General features: G+C 75.7%; 16 protein-coding genes. 10 read left to right on the top strand and 6 right to left on the bottom strand.

Going from position 1 to position 17,003, the window contains the following annotated elements; genetic code table 11:
- Nucleotides 1-319: 319 nt before the first annotated feature.
- Complete coding sequence (locus LIX60_RS10500; RefSeq protein WP_227958192.1) at nucleotides 320-2,443, bottom strand: S9 family peptidase; 2,124 nt, start codon at nucleotides 2,441-2,443, stop codon at nucleotides 320-322.
- A 310-nt stretch (nucleotides 2,444-2,753) separates the two neighbouring features.
- Between LIX60_RS10500 and LIX60_RS10495 the strand changes: the two genes are divergently transcribed.
- From LIX60_RS10495 to LIX60_RS10480, 4 genes are all read left to right on the top strand, one after another.
- Nucleotides 2,754-2,948 carry a hypothetical protein gene (locus tag LIX60_RS10495; protein ID WP_019710204.1) on the top strand — a complete coding sequence of 65 codons (195 nt, stop codon included), beginning with the start codon at nucleotides 2,754-2,756 and terminating at the stop codon, nucleotides 2,946-2,948.
- A gap of 36 nt (nucleotides 2,949-2,984) precedes the next feature.
- Nucleotides 2,985-3,950 carry an N-acetyl-1-D-myo-inositol-2-amino-2-deoxy-alpha-D-glucopyranoside deacetylase gene (gene mshB, locus LIX60_RS10490; RefSeq protein WP_227958191.1) on the top strand — a complete coding sequence of 322 codons (966 nt, stop codon included), beginning with the start codon at nucleotides 2,985-2,987 and terminating at the stop codon, nucleotides 3,948-3,950.
- The gene (locus LIX60_RS10485) at nucleotides 3,947-4,315 is read left to right on the top strand and encodes a DUF6113 family protein (RefSeq protein WP_227958190.1); all 369 of its coding nucleotides are present in this window, start codon (nucleotides 3,947-3,949) and stop codon (nucleotides 4,313-4,315) included. Before mshB ends, LIX60_RS10485 begins: the two co-directional genes overlap by 4 nt.
- A gap of 205 nt (nucleotides 4,316-4,520) precedes the next feature.
- Nucleotides 4,521-6,599, top strand: coding sequence for a hypothetical protein (locus tag LIX60_RS10480; RefSeq protein ID WP_227958189.1), 2,079 nt, complete (start codon nucleotides 4,521-4,523; stop codon nucleotides 6,597-6,599).
- A 103-nt stretch (nucleotides 6,600-6,702) separates the two neighbouring features.
- Here the strand turns inward: LIX60_RS10480 and LIX60_RS10475 are convergent, their stop codons facing one another.
- Together LIX60_RS10475 and LIX60_RS10470 are read right to left on the bottom strand one after the other, a co-directional pair.
- Nucleotides 6,703-7,596 carry a transglutaminase-like domain-containing protein gene (locus tag LIX60_RS10475; protein WP_227958188.1) on the bottom strand — a complete coding sequence of 298 codons (894 nt, stop codon included), beginning with the start codon at nucleotides 7,594-7,596 and terminating at the stop codon, nucleotides 6,703-6,705.
- 17 nt (nucleotides 7,597-7,613) lie between these two features.
- A complete protein-coding gene (locus tag LIX60_RS10470) occupies nucleotides 7,614-8,696 on the bottom strand; it encodes a GNAT family N-acetyltransferase (RefSeq protein ID WP_227958187.1) in 1,083 nt (360 codons plus the stop codon).
- Between the two features lie 139 nt (nucleotides 8,697-8,835).
- On the opposite strand from LIX60_RS10470, the gene fdxA reads away from it, so the two are divergent.
- Together fdxA and dapC are read left to right on the top strand one after the other, a co-directional pair.
- Nucleotides 8,836-9,156: a ferredoxin gene (fdxA, locus tag LIX60_RS10465; protein WP_019710198.1), complete on the top strand. Its 321-nt coding sequence runs from the start codon at nucleotides 8,836-8,838 to the stop codon at nucleotides 9,154-9,156.
- A gap of 139 nt (nucleotides 9,157-9,295) precedes the next feature.
- On the top strand, nucleotides 9,296-10,393 hold the full coding sequence (dapC, locus tag LIX60_RS10460) for a succinyldiaminopimelate transaminase (protein WP_227958186.1): 1,098 nt from the start codon (nucleotides 9,296-9,298) through the stop codon (nucleotides 10,391-10,393).
- 147 nt (nucleotides 10,394-10,540) lie between these two features.
- Here dapC and LIX60_RS10455 read toward each other — a convergent pair whose 3' ends face one another.
- Both LIX60_RS10455 and LIX60_RS10450 read right to left on the bottom strand, forming a co-directional pair.
- Nucleotides 10,541-11,098, bottom strand: coding sequence for an ATP-binding protein (locus LIX60_RS10455; protein WP_227958185.1), 558 nt, complete (start codon nucleotides 11,096-11,098; stop codon nucleotides 10,541-10,543).
- A 321-nt stretch (nucleotides 11,099-11,419) separates the two neighbouring features.
- Nucleotides 11,420-12,358, bottom strand: a complete 939-nt coding sequence (locus LIX60_RS10450; RefSeq protein WP_227958184.1) for a hypothetical protein — start codon at nucleotides 12,356-12,358, stop codon at nucleotides 11,420-11,422.
- Between the two features lie 106 nt (nucleotides 12,359-12,464).
- Between LIX60_RS10450 and dapE the strand changes: the two genes are divergently transcribed.
- Nucleotides 12,465-13,544, top strand: coding sequence for a succinyl-diaminopimelate desuccinylase (gene dapE, locus LIX60_RS10445; protein WP_227958183.1), 1,080 nt, complete (start codon nucleotides 12,465-12,467; stop codon nucleotides 13,542-13,544).
- A gap of 97 nt (nucleotides 13,545-13,641) precedes the next feature.
- Nucleotides 13,642-14,406, top strand: coding sequence for a TIGR00730 family Rossman fold protein (locus tag LIX60_RS10440; protein WP_227958182.1), 765 nt, complete (start codon nucleotides 13,642-13,644; stop codon nucleotides 14,404-14,406).
- A gap of 39 nt (nucleotides 14,407-14,445) precedes the next feature.
- Here LIX60_RS10440 and folP read toward each other — a convergent pair whose 3' ends face one another.
- Nucleotides 14,446-15,306: a dihydropteroate synthase gene (folP, locus tag LIX60_RS10435; RefSeq protein ID WP_039822482.1), complete on the bottom strand. Its 861-nt coding sequence runs from the start codon at nucleotides 15,304-15,306 to the stop codon at nucleotides 14,446-14,448.
- Between the two features lie 418 nt (nucleotides 15,307-15,724).
- Here folP and LIX60_RS31940 point away from each other — a divergent pair, with 418 nt between their 5' ends.
- Complete coding sequence (locus tag LIX60_RS31940) at nucleotides 15,725-16,318, top strand: DivIVA domain-containing protein (RefSeq protein ID WP_374117837.1); 594 nt, start codon at nucleotides 15,725-15,727, stop codon at nucleotides 16,316-16,318.
- Nucleotides 16,315-16,926, top strand: coding sequence for a DNA-3-methyladenine glycosylase I (locus LIX60_RS10425; RefSeq protein ID WP_308101175.1), 612 nt, complete (start codon nucleotides 16,315-16,317; stop codon nucleotides 16,924-16,926). The genes LIX60_RS31940 and LIX60_RS10425 overlap by 4 nt, the downstream gene beginning before the upstream one ends.
- Nucleotides 16,927-17,003: the final 77 nt, after the last annotated feature.

Genomic DNA, 17,003 nt, shown 5'->3' with positions numbered 1-17,003 from the left:
CCGAACTGGTCTGTACCGCTTTCCTGACGTGAGCGCGACTTTGCAGCGGAGCCCCGGTCCAGTCAAGAGGGCGCCCGGACCGAAAGGACGCCGCCCCGGCATCTTGGGAGAAGGTTTCGGATATCGAGGTCGCCGTGTGCTTGACGCCGGACCGCGGCGCCGGACATTCCCGCCGGAATCGCCGCCAAGCGCGTTAACACCCGGGCAACTTGATGGAAGCAGGCCCGATATCCACGGACGGCAGGCTGAACGGCGTACGGCCGTGCGGGTGCCGTAGAACCGGCCGGGGCGGTCCGTGGACCGCCCCGGCCGGCCGCGGTCAGACCAGGCCCAGCGAGCGGCGGAGGAAGCCCGCCTGGAGCAGCAGCAGATTCTCCGCGACCTGCTCCTGCGGGGTCATGTGCGTCACCCCGGAGAGCGGCAGCACCTCGTGCGGGCGCCCGGCCGCCAGCAGCGCCGAGGACAGCCGCAGCGTGTGGGCCGCCACCACGTTGTCGTCCGCGAGTCCGTGGATCACCATCAGCGGCCGGTGCTGCCCGGCCGCCCCGGAGAGCCCGCCCTCCTCGGTGACCAGCGAGTTGGCGTCGTACACCTCCGGCCGCTCGGCGGGGTGGCCGAGATAGCGCTCGGTGTAGTGGGTGTCGTAGAGCCGCCAGTCGGTCACGGGCGCCCCGGCGACGCCCGCGTGGAAGACGTCCGGACGGCGCAGCACCGCGAGCGCCGCCAGATACCCCCCGTACGACCAGCCGCGGACGGCCACCCGCCCCAGATCCAGCGGGAAACTCTTCGCCAGCCCGTGCAACGCCTCCACCTGGTCGTCGAGGGTGACCCCGGCGACGTCGTGCGCGATCGCCTTCTCCCAGGCCGGGGAGCGGCCCGGGGTGCCGCGGCCGTCGGCGACGACCACCGCGAAGCCCTGGTCGGCGAACCACTGCGAGGTCAGATAGGCGTTGTGGGCGGCGACGACGCGCTGGCCGTGCGGACCGCCGTACGGGTCCATCAGCACCGGCAGCGGACCGTCCCCCTCCCGGTAGCCGGTGGGCAGCAGCACGGCGCACGGGATACGGCGCTCCCCGGACTCCGCCAGCCGCACATGGGCGGTCAGCACCGGCTGCTCCGCCAGCGACATGACCGTCCCGGCGGGCCTGTCGTCCCGGTACAGCCGCACCGCCGCGCCGCTGTGGTCGAGCGTGGCCGAGGCCAGTACGGTCACCGCGCCGGACCGGACCGCCGAGTGCACCCCGGGGCCCTCCGAGATCCGCTCCACCCCCAGCTCGCTGACCCGGTGCACATGGATCTCACCCGTGCCCGGCTCCGCCGCCTCCGGCCCGGCGGAGGCCGTCACCAGCACGTCCTCCACGCCGACGTCGAGCACCGCCCGGACGTGCAGCTGCGGACCGGTCAGCGGGCGGTCGCCCACCATCAGCACCCGCGCCCCGCCCTCGTCCGCGATCCGCACCAGCCGGCCGTCCGGCGTCCACACCGGGACCCCGGGGAAGAGGTCGAGCCAGACCGGGTCCTCGTCCGCGTGCAGCAGCCGGGTGGCGCCGGTCTCCGGATCGGCCGCCAGATACAGCTGGGAGCGCTGGTCGCGGGCCTGGACCAGCAGCAGCGGCGGCCCGGCCGCGGACCAGTGCACCCGCGCCAGATACGGATAGCGCTCCCGGTCCCACTCCACCGGCACCCGCGAGCCGTCGAGACCGGTGAAGGCGAGCGTCACCTCCGCGTTCTCCGTACCGGCGGCCGGATACGCCACCTCGGCCGGCTCGCGGCCGGGATGCGCCGGGTCGGCGATCCACCAGCGGCGCACCGGCGTCTCGTCCACCCGCGCCACCAGCAGCCGGTCGCTCTCCGGCGACCACCAGAAGCCCCGGGAGCGGTCCATCTCCTCCGCGGCGACGAACTCCGCCAGTCCGTGGGTGATCCGCTCGTGCTCCGGCTCGGCCAGCGCCCGGGCGTCCGAGCCGTCCGCGGCTGCGGCGTACAGGGCGCCGCGGGCGACCCAGGCGATGTGGCGGCCGTCCGGCGACGGGCGGGGATCGACCACCGGGCCCGGCACCGGGAGCTCCCGCGCGGTCCCGGCCCGCAGCTCGGCCGCGAACAGCCGCCCGGAGAGCGCGAAGGCGGCCAGCTCGACGGCCGCGTCGACCGCGTAGCCGACGACCCCCGCCGAGCCCTCCCGGCTCCGCTCCCGGCGTGCCCGCTCCTCCGGGGACAGCCGCTCCGTGCCGCCGCCGAGCAGCGCCGCGGGATCGGCGGCGATCCGTTCCGTCCCCTCGCCGAGATCGTGCACCCACAGCAGGTTCGCCCGGTCGGTGCCGGAGCGGGACCGCAGGAAGACGAGGCGGGTGCCGTCGGGCGATACGGTGAAGGAGCGCGGCGCGCCCAGGCTGAAGCGCTGGGTTCTGGCATGCTGCCGCGGAAACGAGAGCTGTCCGTCCATGCGGCGACCCTACGTGCCGGGCCCCGCCGGGCCGAGTCCCCGCACCGCTCCCGGGCCGTCCGCCGGCCGCCCCCGGGCGGTCCCGCACCGCCGCCGCACCGCCTCCGACCGGCCGTTGGCCGTGCTCCGGCGTACGCCCGGCGGAGCTGAAGGGGCGCCCGGTCCGTGCGCCCCTTCTCTGCTGCGATGCACCCGCTCGTGCGCAGGAACGGATCGTTATGATCTGTGGCGCATCATGGGTAACCACACTGTGGCGCCCGTGCGTTACCCCTCGTCGCCCCGACCGCACATACCTTGGAGGTGAACCGCCGTGGCACTCTCGATTTCGGTGGTGGTGCTGCTGGCGATCATCGTCTTCCTGCTGGTCCGGAAATCCGGGCTGAAGGCCGGACATGCGGTGGTCTGCATGCTGTTGGGCTTCTACCTGGCCAGTTCCTCGGTGGCCCCGACCATCAGTGAGCTGACCAACAACGTCGCCGGGATGATCGGGGGGCTGAAGTTCTGACGGCCCGGCGCCGTTTTCGCTCGTACGCTGTAGCGCATGACTGACCTGCCCTCTCCAGGCCGTGGCCGGGCGCTGCCCGCCCGCCGTCTGCTGCTGGTGCACGCGCACCCGGACGACGAGACGATCAACAACGGCGCGACCATGGCCAAGTACGCCTCCGAAGGGGTGCACGTCACGCTGGTGACCTGCACCCTGGGCGAGGAGGGCGAGGTCATCCCGCCCGGGCTCGCCGCCCTGACCGCCGACCGGGACGACGCGCTCGGTCCGCACCGGGCGGGAGAGCTCGCGGCCGCGATGGCCGAACTGGGCGTCACCGACCACCGGTTCCTCGGCGGGCGGGGCCGCTACCGCGACTCCGGCATGATGGGCCTCCCGCAGAACCGGCGCCCGCGGGCCTTCTGGCGGGCCGACACCGACGAGGCCGCCGCGCATCTCGTCGAGGTGATGCGCGAGATCCGCCCCCAGGTCCTGGTCACCTACGACCCCGACGGCGGCTACGGCCATCCGGACCACATCCAGGCGCACCGCGTCGCCATGCGGGCCGCCGCGCTCGCCTCCGAGCGGGCCTACCGCCGTGACCTCGGCGAGCCGCACACCATCCGGAAGATCTACTGGAACTGCCTGCCGCGGCCAGTGGTGGAGGAGCGGCTGGCGGCGCTGCGGGCCGCCCCCGCCCTGCCCTTCCCGGGCGTCGCCGGAGTGGCGGACCTTCCCGGGGTGGTGGAGGAGGAGCAGATCACGACGGCCGTGGACGGCGGCGCGTGGGCCGGGCGGAAGGCGGCGGCCCTCCGGGCGCACGCCACGCAGATCGCCGTCGCGGAGGGCGCGGAGGGCGCGGAGGGCGAGGGCTGCTTCGCCCTGTCGAACAACCTTGCGCAGCCGCTGCTGGCGACCGAGTACTACCGTCTGGTCCAGGGCCCGGCGGCGGACGGACTGCCGGCGGGCAATCCTCCCGAGACCGATCTGTTCGCGGGCATTCCGGACGCCGGGGAGAGCCGGTGAGCGCCGGGCGCCTCATCGCGTACGCCGCTCTCGCGGTGCTCGGGGTCCTGACCGGCGCGGCGGGCGCCCTGGTCCAAGGCGCCTGGTTCCCGGCCGGGTTGCTGCTGGCGCTGCTGGCCGTCGGAGCCCTCTGCTACGGCGGGCTGCGGGCCACCGGCACCCGGATCGGTCCGGGCGCGGCGGCCGGCGGCTGGCTGCTCGCCGTGATGGCGCTGACCACCTCCCGGCCGGAGGGCGACTTCCTGTTCGGGTCGGGCGTGGGCTCGTATCTCTATCTGCTGGGCGGGATGTTGACCGCTGTGATCTGCACCACTGTGCCCTCGCTCCCCCCACCGGCCCCCGGAGCCAAGCCACTTGGCGGCTGACGCGCCGACGGGCGGGGGAGGCGGACTCCCCGCCCGGGCCGCCGATACGGCGGTCGCGGTATGAGCGCGGGCATCGGCCAGTATGGTGGTAGCGCCGCCGAGCTCCCCTGCCCTACGGCAGGGAGAACCCCCGCCCGCGGCCTCAGGCACGGGGGGAGCCCAGTGCGAGTACTACGGGCGGCGGAGCCAACCGGGAGAACCAGCTTTGAGCCGTGAATCTGACACCACGTCCTCCGGGCCCCAGGGGCACGGCGGGGCCGCGTCGTACCCCTCGGGTACCCCGCCCTACGGCACGCGCCGGTATCCGTCCCTGCACCCCCCGCAGGACGCGCCGGACGCCCCCGAGGCCGCCGACGCCGGCCGGCCCTCCGAACCGGAGGAACAGCCGAAGACCGAGACCACGCTGACGACCCGGATCAGAATCAACATCCCCGGGTCCCGGCCGATCCCCCCGGTCGTCATGCGCACGCCCGTCGAGGACCGGTCGTCCGCCACCGAGCCCGGTGTGCCCGGGCCGGCCGGGCCCGCCGAGGAGCGGCGGCCCTCCGCTTCCGCCTCCGCGGCGGGCGGCGGCCGGGAGGGGGCGGGGAAGAACCCGTCGGCGCCCGGCGGCCAGGGCGGCGGTGAGCGGGCCAGCGACTGGTTCGCGCCCCGCAAGACCCCGACCCCCACCTCGGGCACCCCGATTCCGGGCGGTCCGGCGGCGGGCGGCCCCGGCGGTGCCGGTGCGGGCAGCGGTGGTGCGGCGCCCGGTGGCGGTCCCGCGGCGCCCGGCGGCCGGCCCGCGGGAGGCCCGCCTCCCGGCCGGGACGCCGATCCCACGTCCACCCCGGCCTACGGCACCCGTGTCGGCCCCGTCCCCGGAGCGGGCCCCAACGGGCCGACCGGCGGACCCGCCGAGGGCGACATGCCGCTGCTGCCGCCCGCCTTCCGTCAGCAGGCCGGCGGCCAGGGCGGGCAGGGCGGCCCCGGAGCACCGGCGGGCGGCCCCGGAGCACCGGCGGGCGGTCCCGGCGGACCGGCCGGCGGGGACGGAGCCCCGCGTTCCGCACCGCCGTCCCCCGCGTACGGCGGCTTCCCGCCCCCCGCCGCCCCCGGGCCGATGCAGGACCCGGCCGCGCCCGCGCCGGCGCCGTTCGGCGCGGACCACGGCTTCGCGGCGGACCCCGCCTTCGGCGGACCGGAGGAGCCGGTCTCCAGCGACACCCTGGTCAGCGGTATCCAGGCGGTGCCGCCGGCCGGTGAGTCCCCGTTCCCGACCCTGCCCGCCGACGACACCGGGGCCCCGCGCCCGCCGGCGCCGCCCGGCTCCGCCTCCCCGGCCCCGGCCGCGCGGAAGAAGGGCCGGTCCAAGCTCGTCCTGGCCGGTGCCGCGGTCGTCGCCGCGCTCGGTGTCGCGTACGCCGCCGGGCTGCTGCTCGACCACGCCGAGGTGCCGAAGGGCACCACCGTCGCCGGGGTCGACATCGGCGGCATCTCCCGGCAGGAGGCCGTCAACCGGCTCGACCAGGGGCTCGGCCGGCGTGTCGACGCCCCGATGACCGTCCGCGTGGCCGGGGAGCAGCACGAACTCAAGCCCTCCGTGGTCGGGCTGGACGTCGATGTCGACGCCAGCGTCCGGCAGGCCGCCGGGCGCGACTACAACCCGGTCTCCGTGATCGGTTCGCTCTTCGGCGGTTCCCGCGAGGCGGAGGCCGAGATCGTCACGGACCGGGAGAAGCTGCGCGCCGCGCTGGAGTCGCTGGCCGGGGAGAGCGGCGCGGAGCAGGACGGCATGATCCGTTTCGAGGCGGGCAAGGCCGTACCGGTCCCGGGCAAGCCGCACCGTGCCGTGGACGTCAACAAGTCCGTCACCGCGCTCTCCGACGCCTACCGGGCCCGCACGGAGACGGGCGCGAGCGCGGCCGTCGAACTGCCCAGCACCGTACGGCAGCCGGCGGTGGACCAGGCGGAGATCGACAAGGCGATGAAGGAGTTCGCCGAGCCCGCGATGTCCGGGCTGGTCACCGTGCGGACGGACCCGGCGCGCACCATCTCCTTCAGCCCGGAGAACTCGCTGCCGAAGTTCCTCTCCATGAAGGCCGTCAACGGCAAGCTGGTGGACACCTACGACCTCAAGGTGCTCAAGAGCCTGTACGGCGGGGTGTTCGACGGCGTGCTCATCGAGCGCGGCAACGGCTCCAAGACCCCGGTGAGCCCGCAGGACGTGGCCGGGGCGCTCCGCGAGGCGCTGCGCTCCACCGACCCGGCCGGGCGCACGGTCACCATCGACACCACCCCGTAGCGGGGAGGCGTTCCCTCCGGCCCGGTGCGCGGCGCGTACCGGGCCGGACCGGTGTGCCCGGCCGTACGCGGCCCGCACGGGCCGTGCGGGCCGTGCACGGCCGTCAGTTGAGCATCGCGCGGGCCGCCCTGGCCTGCCGCCGCACGTCGCGCGCCTCCTGCGGGTCCGCCGCCTCGGCCACCTCCGCGTAGGTCTCCAGCTCGGCCGCGCCGGTCAGGAAGTCGCCGCGCGCGACCAGCAGTTGCCCGCGCTCACGGCGCAGCCGCGCCGGGTGGTGGGGCAGCAGCAGGGAGAGTTCGACCGCCCACAGCCGGACATCGCCGCGCTCGGGCCGGGCGGCGGCCCAGGCGCGGATGTTGCCGAGGACGCGCCGGACGATGTCCAGCGGCGCGGCCGGGGTGAGCATCGCGGGGGTGAGCGGCTCACCGGTCACGGCGGCCAGCAGCAGTTCGGTGTCGCCCTCGCTCAGCGGCCGGCCGCCCTCCGAGGGATCGGCCAGCACCCGGCCGCCGGCGTCCGTCCCGGCCGGGTCGCCGAAGCCGACGACGAAATGGCCGGGCAGGGCCACGCCGTACACCGGCGCGCCGGCCCGCCGGGCCACCTCGATCCAGACGACGGACAGCAGGATCGGCAGTCCGCGCCGCCGCCTCAGCACCTCCGGCAGGAGGGAGGACTCCAGGGCGGCGAAATCGTCCCGGGTGCCGCGGAATCCGTACCGTTCGCCGAGGAGCGCGCCGACCGCCCGCGCCCAGCCCGCGGCGCCGCCGCCGGGCGCGTACGGCAGCTCCCCGGCGAGCCGGTCCAGCTCGATCTGGGCCGCGTCGATGCCCTTCTCGCCCAGCGACGGATCGGCCTCGGCGGCGACCAGCAGGCAGAGCAGGGCGAGATCGGGCCGCTCCGCGCGGGCCTCGGCGGCGAACCGGCGCCGGAGCGCCGTCCGGTCACCGGCGTCGTCGTCCGCGCCGCGGGGGTCGTGTGCGTCCGGCCTGTCCGGCATGGGGAAGCCCTATCCGCTCAGTGGCCGCCGTCGTCCGGCGCGCGCCAGTGGTGGTACGTGTGGTGGACGGTGAAGCCGAGCCGGTCGTAGAACGCGCGTGCCGGCCCGTTGTCCGTCTCGACCTGGAGGTACGCGGCCGAGGCACCCTCCTCCAGGGCCCGCGCGGCGAGGGCGGCCATCACGGCGGACGCCAGGCCCCGCCGCCGGTGCTCCGGCGCCACCTCCACCGCCGAGAAGCCCGCCCAGCGGCCGTCCACGACGCACCGTCCGATGGCCGCGGGGGCACCACCGGCGTCCTCCCCGTCCGCGGCCCCGTCCGCCGGCTTGTCCGCCGGTACCGCGGCGAACCGGACGGACGGCCCGCCGCACAGCACCCGCCGCACCTCCGGGGTGTCACCGGCGAACCGCTGGTAGCGCCGCAGCCAGCCGGGGCCGGGGGTGCGGGCCAGCCGCACGGGCGGTGCGGCGCTCCCGGACCCCGCGGCCGCCGGGAGGCCCTGCACGGGCCCCGCCTCCGCGACCGGGGCCAGCGCCGCCGTCCGCACCTCCGCGGAGACCTCCCGGACCCAGCCGCGGGCGTCGAGGGCGGCGGCCAGCTCCTCCTGGGTGTCCCCGGCACCGGTGGTCACCTGGATGTACGCGGGCAGGCCCCGCGCGGCGTACCAGCGGACCACCCGGCGCAGCGCCTCGTCCACCGGAAGCCCCGGATCGCCCAGCGGCAGCACGGAGTTGGCGCGCCGGGTGAAGCCGCCCGAGGCCCGCAGGGTCCAGCCGCCCAGCGGCTCGCTCTCGGCGGGCGGCCAGGCGCGGGCCGCGACCCGGCTCAGCTCGGCCGCGGAGGCCGCCGGGCCCCGGCGCCGGGCGGGCGCCGCGGGCACCACCTTCCCGGCGGCCAGCGCGGATTCCGGGATGCGGACGATCTCGCCGTTCCGCCGTGTGAGACACAGCACACCGCCGTCCCAGGATGTGAGCACGCCGACCGCGTCGGTGAACCGCCCGCCCGGTGCTCCGGGCTCGCTCCACCGCCGCACCGATACCCTTTTGCCCACGTCAGCGGCGGTGATCCGGACCGTGAGGCGTCCGCCGGTGGTGAAATCCACAGCTGTGCCCGCCCCTCCTGTTCGACTGGTGCCCCGGAACGGAGATACTAGTTGCGGGCATCGACGACGCCGCGCTCCCGCGCGCCATGCGGCGGAGACGACAACCGCTCCGCCCGCCCTACCGAGGAGGAACGACAGCGTGACCTACGTCATCGCGCAGCCTTGTGTCGACGTCAAGGACAAGGCGTGCATCGAGGAGTGCCCCGTCGACTGCATTTACGAGGGCTCCCGGTCCTTGTACATCCACCCCGACGAGTGCGTCGACTGCGGCGCCTGCGAGCCGGTCTGCCCGGTCGAGGCCATCTTCTACGAGGACGACACCCCGGAGGAGTGGAAGGACTACTACAAGGCGAACGTCGAGTTCTTCGACGAGCTCGGTTCGCCCGGCGGTGCCTCCAAGCTCGGCCTGATCGAGCGCGACCACCCGCTCATCGCCGCGCTCCCGCCGCAGAACCAGTAGCCGCGGACCCCGCGGCGCCGTCCCGGTCCCGTACGGCACCCCGGCCGTGCGGGACCGCGGTCTTCGCGCCCGCCGCGCCGCGCCGGGACGTCCCCCGGAGCCGTCCGGCCGCCCCGAACGCCCGAGAGAAGTGAGCACCGTGCCCGGAGTCTCCGACCGGCTTCCCGTCTTTCCCTGGGACCGCCTCGAACCGTACCGAGCGTCCGCCGCCGCGCACCCCGGCGGTCTGGTGGACCTGTCGGTCGGCACCCCGGTGGACCCCGTCCCCGAGGTGATCCGCGAGGCGCTCACCGCCGCGGCGGACAGCCCCGGCTATCCGACCGTGTGGGGGACCCCGGAGCTCCGCGACGCCCTGGCGGGCTGGGCCGGACGGCGGCTCGGGGCGCGGGGCGTGGAGCACACCAACGTCCTGCCCGTCGTCGGCTCCAAGGAACTGGTGGCCTGGCTGCCCACCCAGCTGGGCCTGGGCCCCGGCGACCGGGTCGCCTTCCCCCGGCTGGCCTACCCGACGTACGAGGCCGGGGCGCGGCTCGCGCGCGCCGAACCCGTCGTCTACGACGAGCCGGCGGAGGTGGCGCCGGAGGGTCTGCGGATCCTGTGGCTCAACTCCCCGTCGAACCCCACGGGCCGGGTCCTCTCCACGGAGGAGCTGCGCACCGCCGTGGCCTGGGCACGGGAACACGGCGTGCTGGTCGTCAGCGACGAGTGCTATCTGGAGCTGGGCTGGGAGGCCGACCCGGTCTCCGTGCTCCACCCGGATGTGTGCGGCGGCAGCTTCGACGGCGTCGTCGCGGTGCACTCGCTCTCCAAGCGCTCCAACCTCGCCGGGTACCGGGCGGCGTTCATCGCCGGGGACGCCGCCGTGCTCGGCGAGCTGCTGAAGATCCGCAAGCACGGCGGGATGATGGTGCCCGCACCGGTCCAGGCGGCGACGGTCGCGGCCCTCGCGGACGATGAACACGTGGCGGAGCAGCGCGCCCGGTACCGGGCGCGGCGCACGGCCCTGCGCGGCGCGCTGGAGACGGCCGGCTTCCGGATCGAGCACAGCGAGGCGAGCCTCTACCTCTGGTCGACCCGGGACGAGCCCTGCTGGGACACCGTGGCCGACCTCGCCAAGCGGGGCATCCTGGTGGCCCCCGGCGACTTCTACGGCCCGGCCGGCGAACGCTTCGTCCGGGTGGCGCTGACGGCGAGCGACGAGCGCGTCGCGGCCGCGGTGGAGCGCCTGCGCGGCTGACCACGGGGCGGGACGGACGAACGGGGAGCCCCGGAGCACAGCGGAACGCCCGGCCGGGGATGCCCCGGCCGGGCGTTGCCGTCCGTACCGCTCACGGCCCGTGGACCGTGCGGGTTCCGGCCGTCCGCGGCGGGGCGGCCGTCCCGGTCAGACGCCGAGCTGCAGCGGGCCGTTCGCCGTCAGGTCACCGGTCGCCTCGTTGACCTCGGAGAGGTTGTTGTAGGCCACGTTCGGGGCGGCCGGCGTCCTGATCTCCTCGGTCCCCGGGAGGCTCCCGGGGACGCCGGGAATGCCCGTGGAGTCGGTGAGGCCACCGGCGAACTCCCGCACCCGCAGACCTCCGGGGCGCACTTCGGCGGTGTCCTCGGCGCGCGTGCCGGCGGTGTCCCGGCTGCCGGCGACGGTCTGCTCGGCGACCGGGGCGGCGGTGCCGACGGCGGAGTCGAGCAGCCCCTCGGCGGCCGGGAGGGCGGCGTTCCCCACGGTGCTGTCACGCGTCGCGGCGGCACCGGTCGTGGTCTGCCGCGCGGTGGTGTCGAGGATTTCCCCGAGGGCCGCGCCGTCGAGGTTGCTGACCCCGCCGAGACCGGCGGACTCCGGCAGCTGGGCGGCCTGCGCCGGGCCGGCCATGCCGACGAGGGGAGCCGCGCCCGCTGCGACCAGCAGCGCGGCTCGGGCGATCCGACGCGTGAGGGGGAGGGACATGGTGCTCCTTCGGCGGGGAAAAGCTGATGATTTCAGGGGAGTTGTGTCCATTCGGCGGACACAGTGACTACCGCGTGAGGAGCGGGAAGGTTGCGGCGGACCGGGGTAAAGGATTGGCAATGCGCCGCGCCCCGGGGCAGGCCGCGGAGGGGGCGCGGAGGGGGCGCGGAGCGCCGTACGGGACCGGTGCGCCGGCGCGCCGGTCCCCGGGCCCCGCAGGTGGGACGGGGGCCCCGGGGCTCCGTCCGCGCCCGGCCGGGACGCTCCGCCCGGTGCCGGCCCGGCCGGCGGGCGGCTCCCCCGGGCGGGCGACCCTCCGTACTACTGAACGGTGGTGATGACCACGGCCGCCGCGGCCCGCTTCCGGGCCGCCGCCGAGGAGCCGGCCGCCTCCGGGCGCCAGCCGTTGCCGGAACTGGAGGCGCTCCACACCCGGCCCGCGTACGAGACCTGGGCGATCCGCAGCTCCCGGGCGTGCGCCACCGCCCAGTGGGCCAGCTCCCAGCCGCGCCGCTCCGGGCCGCCGGACGCAGTCTCCGGCACCGGAACGCTCACCACCGGGCCGGGCGAACCGCTCTTCCCGGCCCCGCCGCCCCGGCCGGCGCTGCCCGCCAGCACGTCGCGGCCGAACTCGCGCCGCAGCTTCTCCCGCACCCGGACCGGGTCGCCCGGCTGCTCCTGGGCCCCGGGAGCGCAGCTCAGCGACGCCTCCGCGCGGCCGGTGAGCGCGGAGGTGAGCAGCGCGGCGTTGGGCTCGTGCTTGGCGTACGCCTGCGGGAACCCGCTGCGCTGCACCTGCTGGGCGGCCACGGTCAGCGGCAGCCGGGAGTAACCGGGGACCTTCACCAGATGGTCGTAGAACGCCCCGGCCGAGTACACCGGGTCCATGATCTGCTCCGGCGTGCCCCAGCCCTGGGTGGGCCGCTGCTGGAAGAGGCCGAGCGAATCCCGGTCGCCGTAGCGGATGTTGCGCAGCCCGGACTCCTGCATCGCGGTGGCGAGCGCGATGGTCACCGCGCGCTCCGGGAGCCGGCGGGCCGATCCGACGGCCGCGATGGTGGCGGCGTTCACCGCCTGCTGGGGTTCGAGTTCGTACGGTTCGCCGTCCTGCCCCGGGGCTCTGACGGCACAGCGCGGCGAACCCGGCCCGGAGGTCTGGAAGTGCACCGCCAGATACCCGGCCAGGGCCAGCAGGACGGCGCACGCCACCAGCGCGCGCAGAAGGCGCCGGCGGCGGACGGAAACGGTTCGGCTGGACACGCCGCACACGGTACCGGGCGGCCGTGAAGGCCGTGGCCCGTGCCCGGAAGGGCGGCCCCCGGGCGGCCGGAGGGGCGGCTCCCGCCGACGGGTTAGGGTCGCCGTCATGGACCCACACGTGCTCGATCTGTCCCTGGACGCCGCCGCCCTCACCGCCGCCCTGGTGGACATCCCGTCCGTCAGCGGCCGGGAGAAGCCGCTGGCCGACGCGGTCGAGACGGCGCTGCGCGCCCTGCCGCACCTCACCGTGGACCGGTACGGCAACAACGTCGTCGCCCGGACGCGGCTGGGGCGCCCGGAGCGGGTGGTGCTCGCCGGCCACCTCGACACCGTGCCCATCGCGGACAACGTGCCCTCCCGGCTGGACGAGGAGGGCTACCTCTGGGGCTGCGGGACCTGCGACATGAAGTCCGGGCTCGCCGTGCAGCTGCGCATCGCCGCGACGGTGCCGGAGCCCAACCGCGATCTGACCTTCGTCTTCTACGACAACGAAGAGGTCGCCGCCGAGCTCAACGGCCTCGGCCAGGTCGCCGCGGCCCATCCGGACTGGCTGGAGGGGGACTTCGCCGTCCTCCTGGAGCCCTCGGACGGGCAGGTCGAGGGCGGCTGCCAGGGCACGCTCCGGGTCCTGCTGCGCACCACGGGGGAGCGGGCGCACTCGGCCCGCGCCTGGATGGGCTCCAACGCGATCCACGCGGCCTCGCCGATCCTGGGCCGGCTGGCCTCGTACGAACCGCGCCGGGTGGTCATCGACGGGCTGGAGTACCGCGAAGGGCTGAACGCCGTGGGCATCGAGGGCGGGGTGGCCACCAACGTCATCCCGGACGACTGCACGGTCACCGTCAACTTCCGCTACGCGCCGGACCGCACCGAGCAGGAGGCCGAGCAGCACGTCCGGGAGGTCTTCGCGGACTGCGGGGTGGCCGAGTTCGTCATCGACGACCACACCGGCGGCGCCCTGCCCGGTCTCTCCCACCCCGCCGCGGCGGCCTTCATGGCGGCGGTCGGCGGCCGGGCGCAGCCCAAGTTCGGCTGGACCGACGTCTCCCGCTTCAACGCGCTGGGCGTCCCGGCCGTCAACTACGGTCCGGGCGCACCGGTGCTGGCGCACAAGCGGGACGAACGCGTGCTCGCCTCGCTGATCAACCACTGCGAGGAGCGGTTGTCCGCCTGGCTGACGGCCTGAGGTGCCTTGCCGTCAACCTGCCGGGGCATACGCTGATCCGCGAAGATCCTCCCGTCGCCGGACGACGCGGGAGGCGGCGTCTCGGAAGGAGCGGCCCGTGACCAGTGCCGAGGGAGAAGCCCGGGAAGGAGCCGGCCGGGAGCAGCACCTGGGGCCGGTGACGCGGCGGCGCGGCCAGGTCCAGCCGACCACCACCGACCAGCGGCTGCTGGACTCGCCGCCGGGGCCCGTGGAGTGGGTGCACCAGGACCCGTGGCGGGTGATGCGCATCCAGTCCGAGTTCGTCGAGGGCTTCGGCACGCTCGCCGAACTCGGCCCGGCCATCAGCGTCTTCGGCTCGGCCCGGACGCCCGTCGGCTCGGAGGACTACGAGAACGGGGTCAGGATCGGCCGGGCCCTGGCCGAGGCCGGCTTCGCGGTGATCACCGGCGGTGGGCCCGGCGCGATGGAGGCCGCGAACAAGGGCGCGTACGAGGCGAACGGGGTCTCGGTCGGCCTCGGGATCGAACTCCCCTTTGAGCAGGGGATGAACAACTACGTCGACATCGGGGTGAACTTCCGCTACTTCTTCGTCCGCAAGACGATGTTCGTGAAGTACGCGCGGGGGTTCGTGGTGCTGCCCGGCGGACTGGGCACGCTGGACGAGCTGTTCGAGGCACTCACGCTCGTGCAGACGCGCAAGGTCACCCGCTTCCCGATCGTCCTGTTCGGGACGTCGTACTGGAAGGGCCTGGTGGACTGGGTGGAGAACACCCTGATCGGCACGGGCAAGGCGGCCCAGCACGATCTGGACCTCTTCCATCTGACGGACGACGTGGACGAGGCCGTGAGCCTGGTGAGCAAGGAGACCGGGCAGGCCTGAGGGGTGCCCCGGGAACCCCGGCGGGGCGCGGGCGTCCGCTCAGGCCAGTCCGCGGCGGGCCACGGCCGGGGGCCGGTGGCCCGCGATGGACGCGACCATGTCGAGCACCTGCCGGGTCTCCGCCACCTCGTGCACCCGGTAGACGCGGGCCCCCAGCCACGCCGAGACCGCGGTCGCCGCGAGCGTGCCCGTCAGCCGCTGCTTGACCGGCCGGTCGAGGGTCTCCCCGACGAAGTCCTTGTTCGACAGGGAGACCAGCACCGGCCAGCCCGTGGCCGTCATCTCGCCGAGCCGGCGGGTGGCCTCCAGGGAGTGCCGGGTGTTCTTCCCGAAGTCGTGGCCCGGGTCGATGAGGATGCCGTCGCGGCGCACCCCCAGCTCGACCGCCCGTTCGGCCAGGCCCAGGGTGACCCGGAGGATGTCGGCCATGACGTCCTCGTACGCCACCCGGTGCGGGCGGGTGCGCGGCTCGGCACCGCCCGCGTGGGTGCAGACCAGACCGGCGCCGTACCGGGCGGCGACCGCGGCGAGCTGCGGATCGGCCCCGCCCCAAGCGTCGTTGAGCAGATCGGCGCCCGCCTCGCAGACCGCCTCGGCGACCTCGTGGCGCCAGGTGTCGACGCTGATCACCACCTCCGGATGGCGCCGCCGCACCTCGGCCACGAAGCCGACGGTGCGCCGCGCCTCCTCCTCGGCCGTGACCTCCTCGCCGGGGCCGGCCTTGACACCGCCTATGTCCACGATGGCGGCACCCTCGGCGATCGCCTGTTCGACGCGGGCCAGCGCGGGCTCGTCCCGGAAGGTGGAGCCCTGGTCGTAGAAGGAGTCCGGGGTGCGGTTGACGATGGCCATGACCACCGGCTCGTGCTCGCCGAACTCGCGCTTCCCCAGCCGCAGCACCACTCGTGACCTCCTCCGGCCGCCCGTCGGGCGGTGGGACCGCTCTCCGGCCCCGGGACAGTTCTCCGGCCGGCCCGTCCGGCTCTCCGCACGGACCCGGTGACCGACTCCGGGGTCGGTCCGGCCCTTCCGCGGCGCCCGGCACCGCACCTCGCCGCGTCGCCGGGCACGCCCGCGCACCGTGCGGTACGCCGGCGGGCCTCCGCCTCGCGGGGCTCCCCCACGGCCCGAAGGTGCGGAAGGTGCCCCGGCACCGGGCGCCGCGGCCGGCCCGGCCCGACGAGGATCGCCAGACAGACCCTAGCCCCTCCCGACGCCCCGCCGGAGCGTGCCCGGCGCCCGGCCGGTTGCCCGGCGTCCGGCGGAGCGTGGCACCATCGTCCCCTCAGACCCTGCCGACGCATCCGGGGAGACGGTCGTGTTCTGGTTCTTGCTCATCGCGCTGGTCGTGGTGGTCGCGGCGGTCACCCTCGCCGTGGTCGGCGGCGACGACGGCGCGGCGCTGCCGGACGCCGAGCCGGACCGGCTCGCCGATCCGCTGCCCCTCTCGCGCCCCGTCAGCCGCGCCGACGTGGAGACGGTGCGCTTCCCGGTGGTCGTGCGCGGCTACCGCATGACCGACGTCGACGACGTGCTCGACCGGCTTGCCGCCGAACTGGCCGAGCGGGACGCCCGGATCGCCGAGCTGGAGACCGCGCTGGCGGGGGCCCGGGCGGCGGCTTTCGGCGCCCCGGACCTCTTCCGCGAGGGGGCCGTCGGGGAGGAGCCGGCGAACGGCCGCGCGGCGGACGGCGGCCCGATGAGCGGGGACGGCCCGTCCACCGGTGCCACGGCCCCCGGCAGCGGAACCGACGGGGAAGCCGACGGTGACGGCGGCGGTGACGGCGACGGTGACGGCGGCGGTGACGGCGGCGGAGCCCCGGGCAGCGGGGCCGTCTCCGGGGACGGCACGGCTCCGGACACAGCCGCCCCCGGTACCCGCCCGGCGGGCGGCGGCGGGCGGACCGCGTGACCGGCCCGGCCGCCGAACCCGTACCGGCGGGCGCGCCGCTCCCCGGCCCGGACGGCCTGCTCCGCTGCCCCTGGGGCCTCTCCGCCGAGGAGTACGTGGCGTACCACGACGCCGAGTGGGGCCGCCCGGTCCACGGCGACGACGCCCTCTTCGAACGGCTGTGCCTGGAGGCGTTCCAGTCCGGGCTGTCCTGGCTGACGATCCTCCGCCGCCGCGAGGGCTTCCGCGCGGCCTTCAAGAACTTCTCGATCCCCGACGTGGCCGCGTTCACCGGGGAGGACGTGGAGCGGCTGCTGGGCGACGCCCGGATCATCCGCAACCGCGCCAAGATCGAGGCGACGGTGGCCAACGCCCGGGTCGCCGAGCGGTGGGAGAAGGGCGAGCTGGACGCGCTGGTCTGGTCGTACGCGCCCGCCGCCCGCCCGGCCCCGCGCACGCTCGCGGACGTCCCCGCCGTCACGGCCGAGTCGGCGGCGCTGGCGAAGGAGCTCAAGAAGCGCGGCTTCCGCTTCGTCGGGCCCACCACCGCCTACGCCCTGATGCAGGCCTGCGGGCTCGTCAACGACCATCTCGCCGAGTGCTGCGCGCGGGCGGGCGGCCGGGCCTGACGGCGGGGCCCGGCCCCTCCCGGCCGGCCCTCCGCGCGGCCCGGGCCCGGTTCCGGCGCACCGGCTCCGGGCGCCCG

This window comes from Streptomyces sp. S07_1.15, from assembly GCF_020739505.1.
Lineage (GTDB): Bacteria > Actinomycetota > Actinomycetes > Streptomycetales > Streptomycetaceae > Streptomyces > Streptomyces xinghaiensis.
Note: the sequence above shows the minus strand (reverse complement) of the source record. Positions and strands in the feature narration are given on the sequence as shown.

What these genes read in the sequence shown, in the direction of transcription:
- LIX60_RS10500 (WP_227958192.1), bottom strand. Translation starts at nt 2,443, where the DNA reads ATGGACGGACAGCTCTCGTTTCCGCGGCAGCATGCCAGAACCCAGCGC.
- mshB (WP_227958191.1), top strand. Translation starts at nt 2,985, where the DNA reads ATGACTGACCTGCCCTCTCCAGGCCGTGGCCGGGCGCTGCCCGCCCGC.
- LIX60_RS10475 (WP_227958188.1), bottom strand. Translation starts at nt 7,596, where the DNA reads ATGCCGGACAGGCCGGACGCACACGACCCCCGCGGCGCGGACGACGAC.
- LIX60_RS10455 (WP_227958185.1), bottom strand. Translation starts at nt 11,098, where the DNA reads ATGTCCCTCCCCCTCACGCGTCGGATCGCCCGAGCCGCGCTGCTGGTC.
- dapE (WP_227958183.1), top strand. Translation starts at nt 12,465, where the DNA reads ATGGACCCACACGTGCTCGATCTGTCCCTGGACGCCGCCGCCCTCACC.